General features: G+C 49.8%; 15 protein-coding genes and 1 tRNA gene. 11 read left to right on the top strand and 5 right to left on the bottom strand.

Going from position 1 to position 20,313, the window contains the following annotated elements; translation table 11 throughout:
• Window positions 1-80: 80 nt before the first annotated feature.
• Window positions 81-806 (bottom strand): SDR family oxidoreductase, encoded by a 726-nt coding sequence (locus Q4563_RS02950; RefSeq protein ID WP_303603537.1) that lies wholly within the window; start codon window positions 804-806, stop codon window positions 81-83.
• Window positions 807-940: 134 nt separating this feature from the next.
• Here Q4563_RS02950 and Q4563_RS02945 point away from each other — a divergent pair, with 134 nt between their 5' ends.
• The 7 genes from Q4563_RS02945 to Q4563_RS02915 all read left to right on the top strand — a co-directional run bounded on the left by Q4563_RS02945 (window position 941) and on the right by Q4563_RS02915 (window position 9,754).
• Window positions 941-1,882, top strand: a complete 942-nt coding sequence (locus Q4563_RS02945; RefSeq protein ID WP_303603536.1) for a LysR family transcriptional regulator — start codon at window positions 941-943, stop codon at window positions 1,880-1,882.
• Between the two features lie 294 nt (window positions 1,883-2,176).
• Window positions 2,177-3,673 (top strand): glutamate--tRNA ligase, encoded by a 1,497-nt coding sequence (gene gltX, locus Q4563_RS02940; protein WP_303603535.1) that lies wholly within the window; start codon window positions 2,177-2,179, stop codon window positions 3,671-3,673.
• 491 nt (window positions 3,674-4,164) lie between these two features.
• Window positions 4,165-4,240, top strand: a tRNA-Ala gene (locus Q4563_RS02935).
• Window positions 4,241-5,160: 920 nt separating this feature from the next.
• Entirely contained in the window at window positions 5,161-5,490 is a 330-nt protein-coding gene (locus tag Q4563_RS02930) for a helix-turn-helix transcriptional regulator (RefSeq protein WP_303603534.1), read from the top strand.
• Between the two features lie 128 nt (window positions 5,491-5,618).
• Window positions 5,619-6,986, top strand: coding sequence for a DUF4041 domain-containing protein (locus Q4563_RS02925; protein ID WP_303603533.1), 1,368 nt, complete (start codon window positions 5,619-5,621; stop codon window positions 6,984-6,986).
• Between the two features lie 2 nt (window positions 6,987-6,988).
• Window positions 6,989-8,227, top strand: a complete 1,239-nt coding sequence (locus tag Q4563_RS02920; protein ID WP_303603532.1) for a DUF4041 domain-containing protein — start codon at window positions 6,989-6,991, stop codon at window positions 8,225-8,227.
• A gap of 567 nt (window positions 8,228-8,794) precedes the next feature.
• On the top strand, window positions 8,795-9,754 hold the full coding sequence (locus tag Q4563_RS02915) for an AEC family transporter (protein ID WP_303603531.1): 960 nt from the start codon (window positions 8,795-8,797) through the stop codon (window positions 9,752-9,754).
• A 282-nt stretch (window positions 9,755-10,036) separates the two neighbouring features.
• Here the strand turns inward: Q4563_RS02915 and Q4563_RS02910 are convergent, their stop codons facing one another.
• Together Q4563_RS02910 and Q4563_RS02905 are read right to left on the bottom strand one after the other, a co-directional pair.
• A complete protein-coding gene (locus tag Q4563_RS02910; protein WP_303603530.1) occupies window positions 10,037-11,377 on the bottom strand; it encodes a hypothetical protein in 1,341 nt (446 codons plus the stop codon).
• A gap of 19 nt (window positions 11,378-11,396) precedes the next feature.
• Window positions 11,397-11,555 carry a hypothetical protein gene (locus Q4563_RS02905; RefSeq protein ID WP_303603529.1) on the bottom strand — a complete coding sequence of 53 codons (159 nt, stop codon included), beginning with the start codon at window positions 11,553-11,555 and terminating at the stop codon, window positions 11,397-11,399.
• Between the two features lie 182 nt (window positions 11,556-11,737).
• Between Q4563_RS02905 and Q4563_RS02900 the strand changes: the two genes are divergently transcribed.
• Window positions 11,738-12,670 (top strand): hypothetical protein, encoded by a 933-nt coding sequence (locus Q4563_RS02900; RefSeq protein ID WP_303603528.1) that lies wholly within the window; start codon window positions 11,738-11,740, stop codon window positions 12,668-12,670.
• A gap of 316 nt (window positions 12,671-12,986) precedes the next feature.
• On the opposite strand, the gene Q4563_RS02895 is transcribed toward Q4563_RS02900, so the two are convergent.
• Window positions 12,987-13,163 carry a DUF6435 family protein gene (locus Q4563_RS02895; RefSeq protein ID WP_303603527.1) on the bottom strand — a complete coding sequence of 59 codons (177 nt, stop codon included), beginning with the start codon at window positions 13,161-13,163 and terminating at the stop codon, window positions 12,987-12,989.
• A gap of 551 nt (window positions 13,164-13,714) precedes the next feature.
• Between Q4563_RS02895 and Q4563_RS02890 the strand changes: the two genes are divergently transcribed.
• Both Q4563_RS02890 and Q4563_RS02885 read left to right on the top strand, forming a co-directional pair.
• The gene (locus Q4563_RS02890; RefSeq protein WP_215977755.1) at window positions 13,715-14,242 is read left to right on the top strand and encodes a YbhB/YbcL family Raf kinase inhibitor-like protein; all 528 of its coding nucleotides are present in this window, start codon (window positions 13,715-13,717) and stop codon (window positions 14,240-14,242) included.
• A 4-nt stretch (window positions 14,243-14,246) separates the two neighbouring features.
• On the top strand, window positions 14,247-15,065 hold the full coding sequence (locus tag Q4563_RS02885; protein ID WP_303603526.1) for a helix-turn-helix transcriptional regulator: 819 nt from the start codon (window positions 14,247-14,249) through the stop codon (window positions 15,063-15,065).
• A gap of 98 nt (window positions 15,066-15,163) precedes the next feature.
• Here the strand turns inward: Q4563_RS02885 and Q4563_RS02880 are convergent, their stop codons facing one another.
• Window positions 15,164-17,083, bottom strand: coding sequence for a methyl-accepting chemotaxis protein (locus Q4563_RS02880; RefSeq protein WP_303603525.1), 1,920 nt, complete (start codon window positions 17,081-17,083; stop codon window positions 15,164-15,166).
• Between the two features lie 1,278 nt (window positions 17,084-18,361).
• Between Q4563_RS02880 and Q4563_RS02875 the strand changes: the two genes are divergently transcribed.
• Complete coding sequence (locus tag Q4563_RS02875; RefSeq protein ID WP_215977752.1) at window positions 18,362-20,194, top strand: VCBS domain-containing protein; 1,833 nt, start codon at window positions 18,362-18,364, stop codon at window positions 20,192-20,194.
• The last annotated feature ends 119 nt before the right edge of the window (window positions 20,195-20,313 follow it).

Raw genomic sequence — 20,313 nt, 5'->3', positions numbered from 1 at the left:
GCGTCCAGCGTCCAGCGTCCAGCGTCCAGCGTCCAGCGTCCAGCGTCCAGCGTCCAGCGTCCAGCGTCCAGCGTCCACCCCTACAACCCAAACCCACCGTCGATGGCAATATGACTATTGCGCAGGGCGATACTGGCATCGCTCAGCAAGTATTGCACGGCGGGTACGATATCATCGGGTGATAAAATACGCCCGACTGGTAGCGCCTTGAGCGATTCGGCAAGCCCGGCGATATCCTCTTCGCTCATGCCGGCTTTTTGTTGAATTTCGGTCAGAGTGACACCGGGGCGAACACTGTTGACCCGAATACCTTGGGCGGCCAGCTCTAGGTTGAAAACAGCCGCCGCAGCTTCAAATGCCGCCTTGCTGGCCGCGTAAACCGCACAGGCCGGATGAGCCTTAGTCACGGCCACACTGGACATAAACACCACGCTTGCCGGTTGACGCATTACTGGCAACAGCGCTTGCAGTGTTAGATACGGGCCTGCAAAGTTTGTATTCATCGTGGTTTGGATATTGTCCCAGCTTTCGTCCATCAGTGTGCGGGGATAAAAAATTCCGGCGTTGAGCACAAGCCCATCCAGAGTGACCCCTCGCTGCTTGAGTTGCCCAGCCATGTTATGGATGCCGTCGGCATCGGTGCTGTCGCACAGAAATGCATCCACACCCAGCTCGTTTGCGGCGCGGTCCAGGCGCGCTTGGTTGCGCCCGGTGATGAACACGCGATAGCCCTCTGTTTTTAACATTTGCGCGCTGGCATAGCCAATGCCGGAGGTGGCCCCGGTGATTAATACGGTTTTACTCAAGAGAATCTCCTTATCGATTGCTGTACTTGTGTTGCTCTGGATAACCAGTGTAAATTGGCTGATTAATTCTTATAAGTGACCTATAGGGAAATTTAGTGTTTCTTTATGGGAAACAGTATTGGGCAAAGCGAGCTATGAGTATCGATATTGTGCGCCAGTTGCACCAGCACCTGCCGCAGTTGTACGTATTTACGCAGGTGGCCTCTCTGGGCAGTTTTCAGGCGGCGGCCAGTGCTTTGCAGTTACCGCGCTCGTCAGTCAGTAAAAAGGTTACTCAGCTTGAGCAGGCGTTGGGCCAAAGGTTACTGCAACGCAGTACCCGGCAGTTGAGTTTGACCGATGAGGGGGCCAACCTTTTAACCGCGGCCGAGGCTCTGCAGGGCGTGCTAGAGACGGCGGCAAAACTAAAGCGCGCGCCCGAAACCGAGCCCGCCGGCCGGGTTAAAATCAGCAGCTCCACCCTGATTGGCGAGCGCTATTTACTGCCGTTGGTGCCCGAGCTCAAACGGCGCTTTCCCAAGGTGGCACTAGAGCTTAATATCACCGATGAACTGGTGGATTTGATTGGCCAGCGGGTCGATATTGCGGTGCGGGTAGGGCGCTTGCCGAACTCGTCTTTGGTGGCGAAAAAAATAGGTGAAAAGTCTTGGCGTTGCTATGCCGCGCCGGAGTATCTGGCTCGTGCTCAGCGGATTACCCACCCGCAGGATCTGACGCAGCATCCGTGCTTAATTTTTAAAAACTCGCAATTTGCTATGAACCACTGGACCTTTGCCTGCAGCGAGGGTGACACCGTTAGCGTGGCCATTACCGATGCCATTTGCGCCGACGATGGCCGCTCGCTTGCCGCCTTGGCCGCAATGGGTTTGGGCGTAGTTTTTGTCGACCCTCTGTTGATTCAGCCGGAGATTGCCGCCGGCCAGCTGGTGCCCGTACTGGAGCAATGGCGCCACCCCGAGGCCTCGCCGATACATCTGGTGTGTCTCGGTCGCCAGGCGCGCAGCCGGGCCGTCGATGCGGTGTGGCATTATTTGGGAGTGGAAATGGAGCGGTTAACGTTACAGACCGAAAGCTGAACGTATGACGCAGAACGCGGGATGCGGAAGGCAGAACGTAAGGCGCAGAGCGCGAGAGGGCAAAACAATAGATAGCCGTTGACACGGTTTTGGGCAGAACAGCACGATATTGTCCAGCGTCCAGCGTCCAGCGTCCAGCGTCCAGCGTCCAGCGTCCAGCGTCCAGCGTCCAGCGTCCCGCATCCTACCCATATCCCACATTTGTCCTTTACGCTACAATAGCGCGCTTTTAGACGCTGACAGTTATGCCGCTTCAGCGCTGACTTTACTCCCGAACCGACACAAGAGACTCGTATGACCGTTCGCACCCGTATTGCACCGTCGCCCACCGGCGATCCCCATGTAGGCACGGCCTATATCGCTTTGTTTAATATGTGCTTTGCCCGTCAGCACGGCGGCCAGTTTTTACTGCGTATTGAAGACACCGACCAAACCCGCAGTACTGCCGAGTCTGAGCAGGCTATTTTCGACAGCCTGCGTTGGTTGGGGCTGGAGTGGGACGAGGGCCCGGATGTCGGCGGTGACCACGGCCCCTACCGCCAGAGCGAGCGGATGGACATTTACAAACAATACGCCGATGAACTGATCGAAAAAGGCCACGCCTTTTACTGCTTTGCCACCAGTGACGAGCTGGACGAAATGCGGCGCGAACAGCAAGCGCGCGGCGAAACCCCCAAATACGACGGCCGGGGTTTAAAGCTGTCTGAGGCGGAAGTACAGGCCAAGCTCGCCGCCGGCGAGCCCTATGTGGTGCGTATGAAGTTGCCCGAAGAGGGCGTCTGTGTGGTGGATGATATGCTGCGCGGCACCATCGAAATCGACTGGGCGCAAGTGGATATGCAAGTGCTGCTCAAGGCCGACGGCATGCCGACCTATCATCTGGCCAATGTGGTGGATGATCACCTGATGGGTATTACCCACGTGATTCGCGGCGAGGAGTGGATTAACTCCGCCCCTAAACATTTAAAACTCTACGAATACTTTGGTTGGCAGGCTCCCGTACTGTGCCACCTGCCACTGCTGCGCAACCCGGATAAATCCAAGCTTAGCAAGCGCAAAAATCCCACCAGTATTCAGTATTACCAAAAGGCCGGTTTCCTGCCAGAGGCGGTGATTAATTACCTGGGCCGCATGGGCTGGTCCATGCCCGATGAGAGCGAGAAATTCTCACTGGCGCAAATGCAGGAGCACTTCGACATTAATCGCGTCAGCCTGGGCGGGCCGATTTTCGATGTGGAAAAACTCAGCTGGCTCAACGGCCTGTGGATTCGCGAAGACTTAAGCACCGAACAACTGGCGGATCGTTTAGGCGAGTGGGCACTCAACCGCGACAACCTGTTAAAGGTGCTGCCTCACGCCCAGTCGCGCATGGAAACCCTGGGCGACTTTATCCCGCTGGTCGCATTTTTGGCCGCCGGCCAACTGCCGCTCAGCGAAGCTCATTTTGCCAGCAATAAGCTCGAGCTGGACGAGCAAAAACAACTGCTGCAATTTGCCCTCTGGCGGCTGGAAGCTCTGCGCCACTGGGAGCGCGACGCCATCTTTGAAACCCTAAAAGAGCTGGCCGAGCACATGGGTATCAAACTTAAAGACTTTCTGGCGCCCATCTTCGTCGCCATTGCCGGCACCACCGCCTCTTTCTCGGTGATGGACTCCATGACCCTACTGGGCCCGGATATGAGCCGCGCGCGTTTGCGTCAGGCGATTAATATTTTGGGGGAGCCAGGTAAAAAGCAGCTTAAGAAGCTGGAGAAAGCGTATCAGGCTTTGGGGAGTAATCCTGCGGATTAATTGTTTTGTGGGCACATGGATGTGCCGGTTTCTTTTCTGCTTTACTTCTCTGTTCCTCGTTTGGTTTCCATTTTATAATTCTTTGCGTACTTCTCGCCCTCTGTCGCCGGGCGATGGCGAGCCCCTTTTTCCTATGCGGCAAAAAGAGACGAAAAAGCGCACCCGCGCAGCTCAGCCCTACGGGTTCCCGAATGCACACAGATTTTACGGGTCGGAAAAAATCACCTCCCGGTGTTTTTCCTGAATTGCACGTCCTTGTGCAATTCACCCGCAAAATCAGCGTCCCTTCGGCTGGTTGCGATGGGGGTAATACTCCGTAGCTAGGGTTGTTGGTGGGCTAGAGAGTAGGTGGGAGGTTAGGGGATATCCCTAAAATGTAGAAAAAATCGGCAAATTGCATAATCACCGTGCAAATGGGCTAACTCGTTGAAAATTATTGGCAAAAAGTATTGACAGGTCACCGCCTCAGGCCTATTATGCGCACCTCTTTTGGGGCCTTAGCTCAGCTGGGAGAGCGCAACACTGGCAGTGTTGAGGTCAGCGGTTCGATCCCGCTAGGCTCCACCAAACAAACAAAAAACCCCCGTACTCGCGAGAGTACGGGGGTTTTTTGTTTATTCCGCTGAAAGCTCAGCGGGAGCGAGGTTTAGCTCCGGTTCAGAAAATGGCAGGACAGCCATTTTGCACAGCGAACGCTGCCCGAAGGGCGAGGGCCAAGGATGGCCCGAGTGCATCCCGCGGATCGTCGAAGTCCCTCCACTACGATAGATATCTTCCCTTGGACGGGGTTTTTTGTTTGTGGGTCTTGTGGGTGAGACCGCTGACGCCAGTGTGTTTGATGTGCATGGATGCACGAAGACCCAATACACTCGCTGCGCTCGCGGGGCCAGCTTTGTCGCGGGCGCAGGGACAAGGTGAATGCGCTGCAAGCGCAGAGAGAGCAGCCTGGGCTGAGCGCAGGAGCAGCCACCGCTATGCGTATCGTCAAAGTCCCACAATTACCTTCGAAGCTCGGCTTATTGTTTTCAGGTTTTGTTTTCAGTTCTGCAGTTTTATCTTTATAAATCAACATTTTCCCGTAATTCTCGCCCTCTATCGCCGGGCGATGGCGAGTTCCTTTTCTGCTTGTCCAGAAATGGAACCAAAAGAGGACACCCGGTGATCGGGCATTCGGCTTCCCTCCTTCCGGTCTGTTTTATTGGGCCGTATCTACACGCCCTCCATGGCGTGAAGATACTTGCGCGTGCATCCATGCTCGCTTACCCAATAGAACAGACCTCCACTCGGCTCGATCACATGGGTAGTGGCCGCTTCGTAGCTGAGATCTGGAGGGTTTTAGATGAGCTACTGAAATTTAAGTCCATATTAAGTCCAATTAGAACCGCTACGGGAATAGGGTCACGTCTGCTCAGAGTTATTTGCTGGGCTATTCATGGTATGTCATATATGGCATGCTTTCGGCTCTACCTTATTCAGGGGGTGCGACCATGCGTGCCGATAAACGCAAAAAGCTAGAGGCCGCCGGCTGGGCAGTTGGAGGCGCAAGCGATTTTCTCGGGTTAACGCCCGAAGAGTCAGCTTATATTGATATGAAAATATCGCTCGGAAACGCGTTAAGAGAGCGTCGAAAAAGCCAGAAAATAAGTCAGGTAGCGCTGGCTAAGCGAGTAAAATCAAGCCAATCACGCATTGCCAAAATGGAGGCTGGTGATCCCAGTGTGTCGATTGACGCGTTGATTAAATCATTGCTGGCTTTGGGGGCTTCCTCGGCCGAGCTGTCTAAGGCAATCTGTAGTACTAGTTCGGAAGCGGCTTGAAGCATGGTAGTCAGTTGAGAGTTTCGACTGGTTTTTTTAGTTATTCTGAATTGTGGAAGCTGTCCTCGGAGCTCCCTAATCTATTTTAGGGCGTGAGTGGTGATGTGTGAGGTCAAATAGGGAAACCAATGAATTTTCAGACAGAAAACATCCCCGCAATAATATTTTCCATGAGTGCGCTCATTGTGTTGCTTGCGCTGTTTTTGTGGGCGCTCAAACATAGAGTCCAAAAGGCGTTAAAAACTAAGCGAGATAATCTTTCAAAGAAGTCGGTAACTGAATGGATTTCTGACCTCAGCGCGGAAAAAGATTTGTTGGAGAAAAAGATACAAAGCGGTAAATATATATTCGCAAAGCTAAGTTCCTCTCATGCAGCAACTAAAACGACGGTCAGCCAAATTCAAGTTGGCTTACCTCCGCCTAATTTTAAGTATACCGACGATGAAGAGCTAAAAGAGGCTGTGCGCACTTGTCGGGTTGAACAGTACGAAGTCATTAAAACCGGCAGGGCCGCTACCTCCTTGTCGCGTTGGTCCTGGTTTGGGAGCGAGGCTGACGGAGCCATGCTGATCAAGACTTACAACAAGCTGTTAATCGGGGCATTTAATGCTGAATTCGACATTATAAGAAGCAAAATGCGTCACTCGACAGGGCAAGCTGCGATAAAAAAATTAGAATCTAGCCTTAAAGCGCTGGAAAAGCTAGCTGAAACTGTAAACGTTCGCATTTCACCTGAATACATTCTCCTAAAGGAAAAGGAAATTAATGTATGGCACTCCTACCTAGTTCGTAAGAATAATGAAAAAGAAGAGGCCAAACAACAACGTGCTTTGCTTCGCGAGCAGAATAAGATTCTAGGCCGAGCCTCCGATGACGCTGACGAAGATGAGTACGATGAAGAGCTAAATGCACAAATCGAATTCTGTTCAGAAGAGCTTGTGAAAGCGAAGTTAATGGCAGAAAATCTCGCCGGAGATGAACTGGCAAATCTTGAGTTAAAGATTCGAGAGATTGAAGAGGAAAAGGCTAAGGTCACGGCTAAGTTTGACAGAGCTCAATCCCAAGCCCAAATCACTCGCGCAGGTTATGTATATGTCATTTCCAATATTGGTAGTTTTGGTGAAGGTATTTGTAAAATTGGGATGACTCGTCGGCTAGAGCCAATGGATCGTGTTGTAGAGCTAGGCGATGCTTCAGTGCCTTTCCGTTTTGATGTTCATACTCTGGCTTTTGTCGAGGACGCTCCACGACTTGAAAAGAATCTTCACAGCCTCTTTCATGATCGACGTGTAAATGTAGAAAACCATCGAAAAGAGTTTTTTAAAGTCTCTCCATCAGAAGTTAAAACGGCGATGGAAGGTCTCGGAGTGAAATCATCGTGGTATTTTGATTGTGATGCTAAAGAATACCGAGAATCAGTTCTCTTAATTGCTTCAAAAGAAGAAGCTAAAGAGGCTAGGCAGGCCGCGCTTATAACTCTGCCAGAGGATATTTAGTCATGGAGAAAGAATATTTTTCAGCAATAACTTTGATGCTGGCGGCTCTGACATTTCTGATATTTTCTTATCTAAGGTATTCCAAACAAAAAAAATCTCTTGCCGTTGTAGAGTCTGAATTTTCACCTGTGGACTCTCTTCGCAGAGATTGCCGCAGATTGAACTCCGAGTTTGCCGATCTTCAGAGTAAATATCGCATTGGTAGAAGGGAATTGAAAGAGTTCGAAAAAGTCATTGATACTTACCACGTTGGTGTGGGGACTATGGACGTGTCAACTTACAAACCGCTATACGATACTCGGAATCTTTCAGAGTTGGAGCAGAGGTTGAGTGAAGCTGTAAAGGGAGGGAAGGATTTAGTTAAAGCGGATAGCGCCTGCCGGTGCCATTTGGGGGATGATCTAAGGCTGAATGGGAAAAAGGGAGCCGCCAAAACGTTCATTAATCGTGAAATTCGACTTCGAATCCGGTGTTTGGATAACGAGGTGAAGGCAGCTATTGCGATTGTCGATTGGAACAATATCGGACGACTTGTGGAGCGAATTCATCGAAAATTCACGGAAATTAATACTGATAGTAAGTTAGTAAAAATATTCCTTACAGAACAATATCTAGCTGCGAAGTTGCTGGAGCTTCGCCTTTCATTTGAGGTTCAGAAGCTCAAGGCTGATTTGAAGGAGGAGGAGCGCGAAATGCGTCAGCGCATCCGCGAAGAGCAACGCGACGAAGAGCGGCTTAAGTCTGAGGTGGCGAAAGTTGAGCTACAACGTCAACGCATGGAGATATTGGTTGAGCAGGAACTGTCCAAGATTGATGAAGCTACGGTAGTGCAACGGGATAGGCTGGCGCTTCATCAGAGAGAGTTAGAGATATTGCGCGAAAAAGAACGGCGCGCCCTTTCTATGGCTCAACAGACCAGGTCAGGATTTGTTTATATTATAACTAATGAGGCCTCTTTCGGATCGGGTATCTGTAAGATTGGGATGACTCGTCGGCTCGATCCCAATGACCGAGTAAAAGAGTTGGGCGATGCATCCGTACCTGAATTATTTACCGTTCATCACTTTATTTATACAGATGATGCTCCGACGCTGGAAAAATTCTTCCATGACCAGCTTTCAGAAAAGAGGATAAATCAAGTTAATCGAAGAAAGGAGTTTTTTCGAGTGTCGCCAGAATCTGCGTTGAATCTTTTAGATAACTACAGCGGTAATTTTTCACTTGAGGAAGTCGAGATATAAGTGTGAGATAAGTGGCGTCAGCTGAGACCTATGGCGTACACAATAGTAGAGGTATAGTTATTTTGCTTAGGCGACGCTGTTACCGCTCCGGTTCGAACAAAAAATGACCAAGAACAAAGCCAACTCAACCCAGACACACTCACGGCAAGCTAAACGCTTTAAACCACCGCCTTTACCTTGACAAAACCTCGTTAAAAAGCGGAAGCTAACTAGGGCCTGTTAACACTAATTAGATGCAGCCTGTTGCGATTAAAAATTTGCCAATCAAGGCGCGAGGAGAGTGGTTTGGTCACTCCAAATGAACGACGAGCAACGCAGGGTGGCGGATTTTTAGCCGCAACCCGAATACTTACATGGACGCAGGTATTAGAGCAATGCAGGAGTAATTGCCGAGGGCTGGAGCCAATTTTGCCCCCAGCGTTGTTGCGATCACTTATTTGGAATAACCAAACTGCGCTCACGGCGCCTAGCTGGAGACACCACTTGTTTTCAAAACAGGGGCTTCCAGCAGGTGCATTTAATTAGTGTTAACAGGCCCTAAACACTCATACCTTGGTGCTAGCCTCCGTGAACAACAGCGATCTACTATCCACCTTTATTTTTTCGATATCGGTAAGCGCACCGATTTTCCTGATGATTGCTCTGGGCGCGGTATTGCGTCGTGTGGGCCTGATAGATGAAGCGTTTATCAACACCGCTTCACGTTTGGTTTTTTCCGTCGGGCTACCCGTGCTTTTGTTTTTCAGTAACGCTACCGCGGATTTTGGCTCGGCTACCGATGCTCGCATTATGATCGCCGTTGTTACCGGTGCTCTGCTCGTTTTTGTGTTGAGCTTTGCCTCGGCCTGCTGGTTTGTGCGTGATAAAAAAGACCGGGGGGTTCTTACCCAGGCGGCCTTTCGCGGCAACTTGATTATTATCGGCCTGGCGTACTGCGCAAATGCTTACGGAGAAAAAGGCATCGCTATGGCGGCTCTGCCCTTGGCCGTCACCATCGTTCTGTACAATGTTTTATCCGTAGTTGCTCTCAACCGGGACCTAGACGGCGAGCGCGGTTTTCGCGGCGTATTTGTGGCCATTGCGCGCAACCCTTTGATTATCGGCATTGTCGCTGGGCTTATTTACGGCGCTTGGGGCCCGTCTATTGCCGAGCCGGTTCGGCGCGCGGGGGGCTATCTGGGAGACATGTCTTTGCCGCTGGCGCTGTTGTGCGTCGGTGGAACGCTCAATATGAAATCGCTGGGCCAAATGGGCGACGGCGTTCTGGCCGCTAGCTGCTGGAAGCTGTTGATCTCGCCAGTCATAGCGGTGGCGCTGGCGCTACTGTTGGGGCTTAAGGGCGATGCGGTTGCGGTGGTCTTTTTATTGGCGGCTGCCCCCACCGCCACAGCAAGCTTTGTGATGGTTCGCGGCATGGGCGGCAATGCCGCTTTAGCGGCGACTATGATTGTGCAAACAACGCTGTTCGGCTTGGTGAGCCTTACCATCGGGCTGTGGCTTGTCGAGGCGTTTGCCCCGACGCTTTAGGTGATTACTTTGTGCATGGCGGCGAGTTCCGGGGGCTGTTTAGGGCGTTGTGCGGATGCTGAGATAAGGTTTTGAAGTGTGAGTCACATTTACAGCTATAACGTCGTATTAACGGCCAAACCTTGACGCCTTCTGTTTGCCAGAGTGCTGCCCCATGCCCTGTATCGGTTTGGTGATAGGGAAAATAGGGCAAAGTATTTTGAGGCCATATTCTAATGTATGTACTCAGGCGGCCAAAATTCTTTGCCCTTCGGTGAAACCAATTTTAACGTTCTTAACATTTTACCGAGTTAATTTTCCGTGCCGAACCGCGGTTAGCCCCGTTAAAATTAAGGTAAAAATCAGTAGTGCGAGCCCTGGGATACCAATAGCTGGAAGCGCGTGGACGTTACCGCTGGTATTAGTACCTAAAGCGCTAACGATTAAGTTCACCTGACCGGCAGTACTTGTGTCTATGCTGCCGGAAAAACCATTGGGTTGGGTGCCAATTGTGAGGCCGTTATCGCTCAGTGAGCCTGTGTAGTTGATTAATCGGTACGTACCGAGACCATAGTTGCCTAAATCGGTGATGTTGAGTGTACCATTCAGAGTTAGGTTGCCGTTCACTTCCACCAAATCGTTGACACTGCTGCCGATGGTGCCTGAGGTGTCCAACTCAAACTCCAGCACAGATGTGCTTGTCAGATCGAGGTCACCGTTAACGGTGAGCGTTTCCGGTGAGTTGCCGGGAGCAAGTGTGCCGTTCATTTGTGCAGACCCCAAGCTGCCGCCACCGGCAAGGCGCGCTGTAGCGCTAATTTGAATGTTTGAGGTTGTACTGCCATTAACCGTAAGCTGGCCGCTTTGAATATCGATTAAACCGGTGTGTGTGCTGCTTCCCGTTAAAAACAATGTATGACCGCCAGACTTGGTTAGTGTACCTGCTCCGGTTAGAGCGCCGGCTATTGTGATGTCGGCGGTATTGCTCAGGGTGAGATTGCCACTGTTCAGGTTAATGGCATCGTTGAAGGTGTTGGTGGTGGTGCCGGTCAGGGTCCAGCTGGAGCCGTTCATGGTAAGCACTTCCCAACCTGACTCCAGTGTGTCGAGTGTATAGCTACCATTGTTGGTCAGAGTAACCGTATCCGTTCCGCTGCCGCCTAAAAATCGGGTTGTACTTGATGGGGCAAAGTTCAGTTGAAGCTGATCGTCACCATCTTCGAAGCGAAAGCCGTTTACATTATTCATGGTCCCGCCATTAAATGTAACGGTATCGGTCCCGCCTCTTAAAGTGACACTTCCCCCACCTGAGGCCAGCGTGCTACCGGACTCTAATGTGAGCGAGTCATTTCCGCCCTGGCCGAGAAACAGTGAATTAAAATGTGTATTTATGACTGAACCGGTTAGGTTGATGCTCCAGCTTGGGGCGCCGGCCACGTTTGCAGCGATTACTCTATAGTCGCCTCCCGATAACTCTCCGGCAATATTGAAGTTTGTATGCCCGGCTTCGAGTGTAAACAATCCGCCAGAATTCGAGTTGATCATTTTAGCGCCGGAAGCGATATTTACGGTGTAATCTGGTGCCGCTATGCTTATAAAAGGCAAGGTGAAGGAGTTGATTGCAATATCGGTTGTAGCGTCCACAGTGATTGTGGGGTTGGGGTCAGTACCCCCCGTCAATCAAGTAATGGTCGCTAGGGCCGCTGGTGCCACTAATGGTCCAGTTGCCGCTGCCTGCCGGATCTTCGATAGCACCGGCAAATGTGTGACCACTGGCGAGTGTTGTTATTAGTGCGATGATTAATCGATGCCGCTGAGCCATACCCGTTCCCTTTATACTGTCAAGAAACGATATTTTACGAGTGCTCTTGTAGATTGACCATCCTCTAATTAGAGGGAAGAAATATGTCCTCAAATGTGTTAGAGAATATGCCAGAGCCCGTTTTTAAGGTGTAAGCAGGCTGAGCTCAGTCAAAATTGCGATTTTCTGTAGGAGGACTACAAGTGAAGGCTAAGATGGTTGTAGCGAGCGTAGCCGCGCTATGTATTTGTGGTCTCGGTTGGTGTTTTCTTAATTATCAATTCTCATTGGGGAATTCCAATAAGTATCGGGCACATGATTCTAGATTGCCAAGCTCTATGCCTAGCCGTAGAGTTGATAGTGCCAGTCACAGTGTGGAAAAGGTGAGACTCAATCCGCCTGAGCAGGATAGTGATATTTTTGAAGATAACATGAGTTATGACTCGCAGTGGTGCAACAGCATACAACTGACAGAGGAGGCCAGTGAAAAAGCTAAAGAAGACCACGATAGTTGGTTAAAAGACCACGGTTATATCATGGAAAATAAAAATGCATATTCATCATATAGCCAAGACACATTAGAACAATTAATGAATCAAGGTGACACCACCGCAATGGCAGTGCTTGCTACAAGTGGTGCAGACGATATTAAGCTACAAGCTGCGTATGAATCCGCTGTTTATGGCTCAACCGGGCCTTCTTTGCTTCCTATAATGCTAGCTTATGAAGCCAAGGCAAGAGCTTTTAAAGAATCTGGGCAGCTGGATAAAGCAAAAGAGATGTATTTGCGCTCGCTTGCCTGGCACCAGTTCACCGCGTTGAGAGGTGATTACATGCATATTGAAGGAACGGTCTACCGCCTCAGAAAGGGCAGGGCAGTCACTGATGTTGATGCCAGTGATTATGATGAGATAGAACGGATTGCAGCAAATATTTATAAAAAACTCAATGATGAACGAGTGAAAAGACGGCTGAAGCCTTTCAACGATTCTGCACCCAAGGTTGTTGAAAACCTAAACAATCTGGCATTAGCATCAATGGCGGCCAAGGGTTGGGATGGGTGGGGGTCCCATCTTGTCAGTCACAATGAGTGTATTAAGAAAAATGTCATGTATCTATCTTCCAGGTCTGAGTAGATTTTTCTCTCAGTAAGAAAGTTCCTTACGATCCCTAAGCTCGTCATGTGTGTAGTGGTCTAATAAAACCGGACGCCAACCTTGGGGGTTTAGGGATGAGTCTTGAATTGTTTGCTGCTCGTGAAGGGCATAACCTCTCAAAAATTATTTCAGGCAAGATTGGAAACTCAATTGTCGCGGCTTAAAAATACCGTGATCTTTTACCCGCCCCCAATTTTTCCTGGTGGAAAATTTGAGGGGGCCAACTCCTACCCTCGATTTTACTCCCTATCTGAGAGAATGGCGGAGCTTGTAGAGATCTGTGAAGGATATATTTTCAGTGTTTGTTGGCTTGCAAGGCTTCAATTTCTGCGCGAATTTGCTCGGCCTCCTCAGTTAGCAGGGAGTAGGTTTTAATGTCGCCACTGCGTTGGGCGTACATGGCTTTTTCTAAGATTGCCTCGTATTTTTTTTGCAGTTTTTGCGTGGGGTCTTTGCGAAAGAGTGACAGCATATTGAGTCCTAATGTGTGTTCAGGGTATTGGCGCTTGTTTGGTATACGTGCAATAGGCAGGTTCGGTTTACTACTTGGCTTTGGATAAGTGGGCTCAGGATAAGTGGGACCGAAGGCTTATGGCGTATTTAATAGTAGGGGTACACTTGCTTTTTGTCAGTAACGTTACCGCGAATTTCGGTTCTGCCACCGATGGGCATATTATAATCGCCGTTGTTACCGGTACTTTGCTCGTTTTTATATTGAGCGTTGCCACGGCTAGCTGGTTTGTGCGAGATAAAAAGACCGAGGGGTTCTTGTCCAAGGAGCCTTTCGCCTCTAATCCCACTTTTGTTTGGCCGCATTTCTAAGGTTTTGTCGTTAGGCGTGCTTATTAAGGCGTTAAGGCAGGCCTGGGCTGTTTTGGCCCGATCCGACAATAACTACCAATAAGCGCATAAAGTATCAAATAATGGGTTTTGCGTCTTATAATGATACTTCTCGGCGTCACATTTTTGCTGTAATCGCGTACTATCTCATCTATACCACTTACCAACATAAAGGATGTATCTATGAGACGTTTTGGTTTATTGACGGTATTGGCCTGTATGGCTGCGAGTACCCACGCACTAGAGCTTCACAGTGATGATATGCAAGAGGGGCATATGCTGAATAAGGCTCAGGAGTTTAATGGTTTTGGCTGCTCGGGCGATAATATATCGCCGCACCTTAAGTGGACGAACCTGCCAGAGGGCACCAAGAGTGTTGCTGTTACCGCTTATGATCCGGATGCCCCAACGGGAAGTGGCTGGTGGCATTGGTTAGTAGTGAATTTACCGGTGGATACCGCAAGCTTGCCCGCCGGTATTTCCGGCAAATTGAAAAAAGGGCTGGAGGTGGAAACCGATTACGGCACCCCTGGCTTTGGCGGTGCTTGCCCGCCGGTTGACCACGGAATGCACCGTTATCAGTTTACGGTTTGGGCGCTGAACACGTCTGCGTTGGATGTCAGTGCTGAAACGCCGGCGGCGGTTGTAGGGTATAAGCTCAATAGCGCGGTAATCGCCAAAGATACCCTGACGGCTACCTACGCTCGCTAAGCCTGTGGCTCACCAGAACGCGGTGTACATTACTCGCTACCAGGGGCAGCGGCAACAACTTCTGCGCAATGTCTATATACCCGCGCCGACACTGGTGCGGGTGCTGCGTGGCAGTAAATCGCTTGTGTGGCGCGGTGAGCGGGTAGAGGTGACCCCTGGACGCTGGTTGGCATTATCGGCAGGCCAATCGCTGACGTTTGTTAATCAACCAGGTGATCGGGGATTTGAGTCGGTGACTCTGTCTTTTTTAGCGCAACCGCCGGGGGAGTGGCTGATCGAGGCTGTGCCCGCCGTGGAGGCGCCGTGTCTGGCCGCCAACACGGCGTTGGCATTTTGTTTTGACGCTCTGGTTAATGGTGTGTCGCACCGAGTGGATGAGACCGCCCAACAGCATTTAGCACTGGCTTTGTTTGCCCAGTTGCGCCAGGCCAACAAGCTAACCTTGTTGTTTCCCGGTGAGGAGCTTACCTGGCGTGATCGTGTTGCCCGTTTTTTGATGGCAGATCCCGGAGCCGCACATTCACTGGAGGCCGTCGCGCAAGCGCTGGGAGTTAGCCGCGCAACATTACACCGGCGGTTAAAACAAGAAAATAGCTCGTTCAGACAGGTTCTAGCGGATATTCGTATGGGGTATAGTCTGACTGTACTGCAAAAAGGGCATACGGTTACCGAAGCGGCAATAGCGTGTGGGTATGAGTCGCGCACCCGGTTTGCCGAGCGCTTTAAGCAAACATTGGGGGTATCGCCTGGGCAGTATTGCCGGACCTTAATCAAGCCCGCAGAGGTCAGTATTCTGCGCCCAGAGACTATAGAACTCTGCTAACAGGTTGTTCCTTTTTTTACTCAGCAGCGCTGCCAGCGGTTGCTACTTTCACATTTCACTAGGCTGCGCAGGTTTTTACCGTTTTTATGATACGGGAATTATGCGCGATAAAGGCTTAGCTGCTCTTTTAGCCGTTCGGCTAGGTTCATTAGGGCATCACCGGCGCGCCGGGTAGCTTCGGTTTGCTCCGAGCTTTGCAGCGCTAATTGCTTAACGTTTTCGACGTTTTGATTGATCTCATCGGATACATGGCTTTGTTCTTCTGACGCGCTGGCTATTTCAGTGTTAAGCGCTGAAATATTTCTGACAGACTTCATTGACTCGCCAATAGCTTGGCCAGACTCTGTCGCTTTTTCTGCTAAGTGAGTGGTAATGTTTCGATTTTCAGCCATTGTTCGGGTGGCCTCTTGCGCTCCCGATTGCAGCTTCTCTATTTGTTCACGTATATCACCAATGGAGTTTTGTGTTCGGGTGGCCAGAAGCCTAACTTCGTCGGAGACAACGGCAAAGCCGCGACCATGCTCACCAGCTCTTGCGGCTTCTATGGCGGCGTTTAGGGCGAGTAAATTTGTTTGCTCAGCGATGCTGTTAATGACATCAAGCACCCCAGCAATATTCAAACTGTGCTCGCCTAGTTGGTTGATCGTGTCGGCACATTGCTGCGTGCTCTGGGTCAGTTGCTGAACAATCTCGATGGTATGATGTAAAGAGTCTTGTCCGCTATTGGCTTGTAAGCTGGCAGTTTTGGCTAATTGGTCTGCATCGCTGGTACTTTTGGCAATGTTTTGAGCCGCCAAGCTCATTTGCAGCATGGCTTCGCCAACACTGTCTATGCCTTGATATTGTTGTTCTACGGAGGCTTTTGAGTCTTTGGCTATTTGGGTAAGAGAATCGGCGGAGTCGAGCAGTTGGCCGGAAGAGTCGGTGATTGCCCGGATGGTATTTTGAAATTTTTCCATTAGCTGATCAAATTCGTTGGCAACAACACCAAACTCGTCCTTGCCTGCACTGTCGAGCCGGACCGTGAGGTCACCATTACCCTCGGTAATGCTTTTGATGGCATTAATTAAATGTTGCATGGGGCGGGTGACAAATACTTTGAGTAGCGAGAGCACTAAGCCAATGACCAGCAAGCCAGACAGTGCGACAGCTGCTGCGACTTTGGCTGAAACATTTCGGGCAACACTTGCGACTTCATTTTTGGAGTAAGCGGTGACAATGGTGTAACCCCATGGTGTAAATTCAGTCTGTTTTAGATTCCAGGCGTTAGGGGCGGCGAGTATGGATTCAATGTCGATTTTGCTGTGATTGTCGGAGTGGAACCGAAGTCGACCTTTGTTATCTAAAATGGCGACAAATCCTTGTTCTAATATACGAGCGCTCGCCACTTGCTGGTTTAGAGAGCTTAAGTCTGCCGAATAGCCTACGTACCATATGCCGATGGTGTCACCTGACAGGTTGTGCATGGGGGCATAGCCTGTCAGGTAGGGAGAGCCTAGGATATCGACCTGGCCATAAAAGGCCGAACCGTTTTCGATAGATTTAAACGCCGCACCCTCGGGGTTCAGGATTGTCCCTGTGGCTCGTTTGCCTTGTTTTTTTACGTTGGTAGAGACTCGAATATAATCGCGCCCATCGTAAGCGAAGAGAGTGGCGGTTCCCCCCATATCGGAGGTAAGGTCGTCCACCAACCGGTAGTTGTTACTTTGTTCATCATCCCCCAAATACAGCTCAGGCGCCTTACGGTCTGCCACCTCAGTGATTGCGCCCAGACTGGGAGTGCCTAGAGATTTTCCTCGTTTCACCAGTACATTCATGCTGCTTTGCACACGCTCAGACATGATTGTGTTGGTAATTGTCAGCATGTTTAAAGCTTGTGCGCTTTTTTCAGCGGCGGCTCGCGTGGCTGCGCTGTTGGCTAAGCTAGTTTCGATTGATACGATCCAAACGGCGGCTAGGGTGATCAGAGCAAAGACAAGGACGATCAGTCCGAGTGTGAATTTTCGGTTAATGGACATAGTATTTCCATCTGATAAGGTCGCAATTAGGGGGGCACCCTGAGGTTAGCATGTTATCGACTATGTTTTGAATAACTTAAATGTGAAGTTAGGGCTAGCAGCGGTGTAGGACGTGGTGTTTTTGGCACTTACGAGGTCTAGCGTTTGAAAGATGCAGCCAAGTTTTTGCAAGGCTTACCGGCTTGCCCGTAAACCGATCACAAGGGGCAAGCCTTAAATTATGAATTCTTGGCATGACTTTCGTCGCATCAAACCTGAGTAAGTAACGAATCGCAGTAGATTAATTTTACGAAGATACCGATACTAAATTAATCGTGCGCATCGAAATTCATCTGGTTTAAGGGGTGGTGTCGTTTCAGGATTATTCAGCGTGGTTAAGGGAGATATTTTTGATGCCCTGGCCACTGGGCGGGTCTCGCCGGTCATTTGTGTTCTGATCTTTAGTGTTTACTTTTTATAGGCCATTTAGAGCTGTCAGTGGGGGCTGCAAAAGCCACTGTTTGGTTTGAACAAAACCGAGGTGCCTGAGAGTTGTTAAACCAAACCGCCATCGGCGGCTTAGGGCTAAGATGAGCGCCGAGGGCTGTATAGGAAAATCACTGCTTGCAAAAATGACCAAAAACTCGTCGTAAGTGAAGCGGGAATTGCATAGCCATTCATGCCACGGGCATGACTGCATACGAGGTTGGACGAGTTTACCCCATAGATACTGGGAAGTTTTCAGTGGCCCCTTATTTAGCCGATGTTGTTGCTCAATCACTGGTTTAGCTCTGAGTACGAGGCAGCTTTAGTTTGCACATGGAATACCGTCCGACGGGTAGGGCATATTTTCTCAGCCAGTGCACCAAAAGGCCGCGAGGGCGACCAGCCGCTGCTACCCCTTACAATCATTATACTTAACTACTCGCCAGAGTGTTGATTAATGCGCCATGGGTTTTGTTTGGCCTTGCCGGTTGCTCCAAATTGTCGCAAGGAGAATACGCACGATTTCGGAGCATACAGATAAATTGTTACCTGTGGAGTTTAGAAATATACCGCTGTTGATCATATTAAAGGCGTTATGAGTTAGTTTTGTAGTAAAAAGTGTAAATCAATCCCTCTGACATCTAGAATCGGCTAATTCTTTGTGGTTAGATAGACTGGCGTAAACCAAAATGCAGAATAATTGGTTAATTTTCGTGTTTTGGGAAGGTACGGTGGGCGTGCACTAAACGAGTGCCCTCTCGGATGCGCCTTTAGCTGTATCAAATATAACTAATAAGCAAAGGATACAATGTGATGAAACTTAAGCTCTTAGCAGCGTCAATTATTGCGGCTAGTCTTGTTGGCTGTGGTAGCGACAACGACAGCGACGGCAATAACTCAATCTCTATTTCAAGCTCAAGCACCTCCAGTGTGGTTTCTAGCTCAAGCGTTAGCTCTACCGCGAATACCTCTGCAACTTTTGCTGGGCTTGAGGGTACTGTGGCTAACGATACAGCCACCTTAAGTGGTACCGTTACTGTTACTGACCCTGATGCGGGTGAAGACACCGTTGTCGCCTTAACTGATGCTACCGCGACCTATGGCACCTTTACTATAGACGCTGACGGCGCTTGGACTTACACCTTAGATACCGCTGGTGCTGATGTAGCCGCCTTAGATGGCGCCGACGATACGCTGACAGATACCATCGCCATTGAATCTGCTGACGGCACTGCAGCGACTGTGACCATTACCGTTACAGGTGTTGATGCTGCCGGTGGCGCGAATAAATACGCCGCCATTACCGACACAACTGATGGCGATACCGGCGAGCTTCGCTACGCACTGGATGACGATGGTCCTTTGTCTTCGGGTAAAATAACACTGTCTTTCTTAAAAGACTCTTCTGCAGTGTGGGCAACACGCAAGCCTGGAGATGAAGATGAGGTGGGTACCCCTTCACATGCTTTCATCACGTTATTTAACGAAAATACTAATAATGCGGGTGCAATTATAGACTTTCGCGTTAAAGGTGATGCCTTTGAAATACGTGATCAAGACATCGCCTCTATCGATGATGGTGACATTGTACCAAACAATGACCAATGGCAAGACGTTGAGATTACATGGAATACTCCAGATGGCGAGACACTGCCAGTGATTACGGTGACTATTGATGGTGAAGCCGTAACAACAGACCCATTTACCGCGCAACCGGGTGCGTTAGGTGGTGTAACCCATGTATCGTTTAGACACGGCTTCAATACCGAAACTCTATCGGGCGGTGCTTTCAAAGTTGATAACTTGAAAGTCTACTCTGATGTTGCAGGTACAGCGTTAGTCTTTGAGGATGACTTTGAAAGCTACAGTGTAGATGAATCATTGGACGCTGAGCCTTATCATTCCAATACTCACGAAGCCGTAGTGGCTGGAAGCAGTGACGGTGGTGAAGGCGGTTCAGGTGGTACAGGCGGTTCAGGCGGCGCGAACAAAGCGGCCTTTGTTGATGACAGCACCACTGATGATGCCGGTGAAATTAGAGTGAGTCTTGGCGATGGCCAGCTTGCCGGTCGTTTGACCGCATCGATGCTAAGAACTCCAATCACAGCAGCAAAAGATGGTGAAGAGAAAAACCCTGATGCCTACGTTACCTTGTTTAACAGCACGGGTAGCACGAGCGGTAACCGATCTATCCTCGATCTAAAAGTTCGCGACAGTGGCTTTGAAATTCGAGATGCAGACGATCTGGATATTGAAACTGCAATGGTTCTGGATCAGTGGTTTGACGTAGAAGTCACTTGGACCGCACCAGATGCAACAACTTTATCAGAAGTTACTATCAAGATTGATGGTGAAGAAGTAGCTGGTGGTACCTTTACCACTACGGGTACTTCTAGTGCTGACGAAGATGGTTCGGTGACCAATGTAGCTTTCCGCATTGGTGACTCTGGTACTGTTATTTCATCAGGTGGTATCTATGTTGATGACATCGTCATTTATGATGCTGTAGACGGTGGATCCGTAGTGTTTAGTGAAGACTTCGAGGGCATGGCTGTCGATACTGACTTGGTGCCAACCGAAGACAATGCTTCTGTATTCGCGGATAGAACGCAAGATGCGACTGTTGCTGAAATCGCGAATGACTAAATTTTAAAGCAATCGCTTTTTAATTAAGTTACAGAAAATAGCGCCACATGATATGTGGCGCTATTTTTTTATGTCTAAGTTAATGCTGGTGGCTAATATCGAGCTTTGTCGGTTGTTCG

The organism is Gilvimarinus sp. 1_MG-2023 (assembly GCF_030548285.1).
This window is presented reverse-complemented; position numbering and strand designations above follow the sequence as displayed.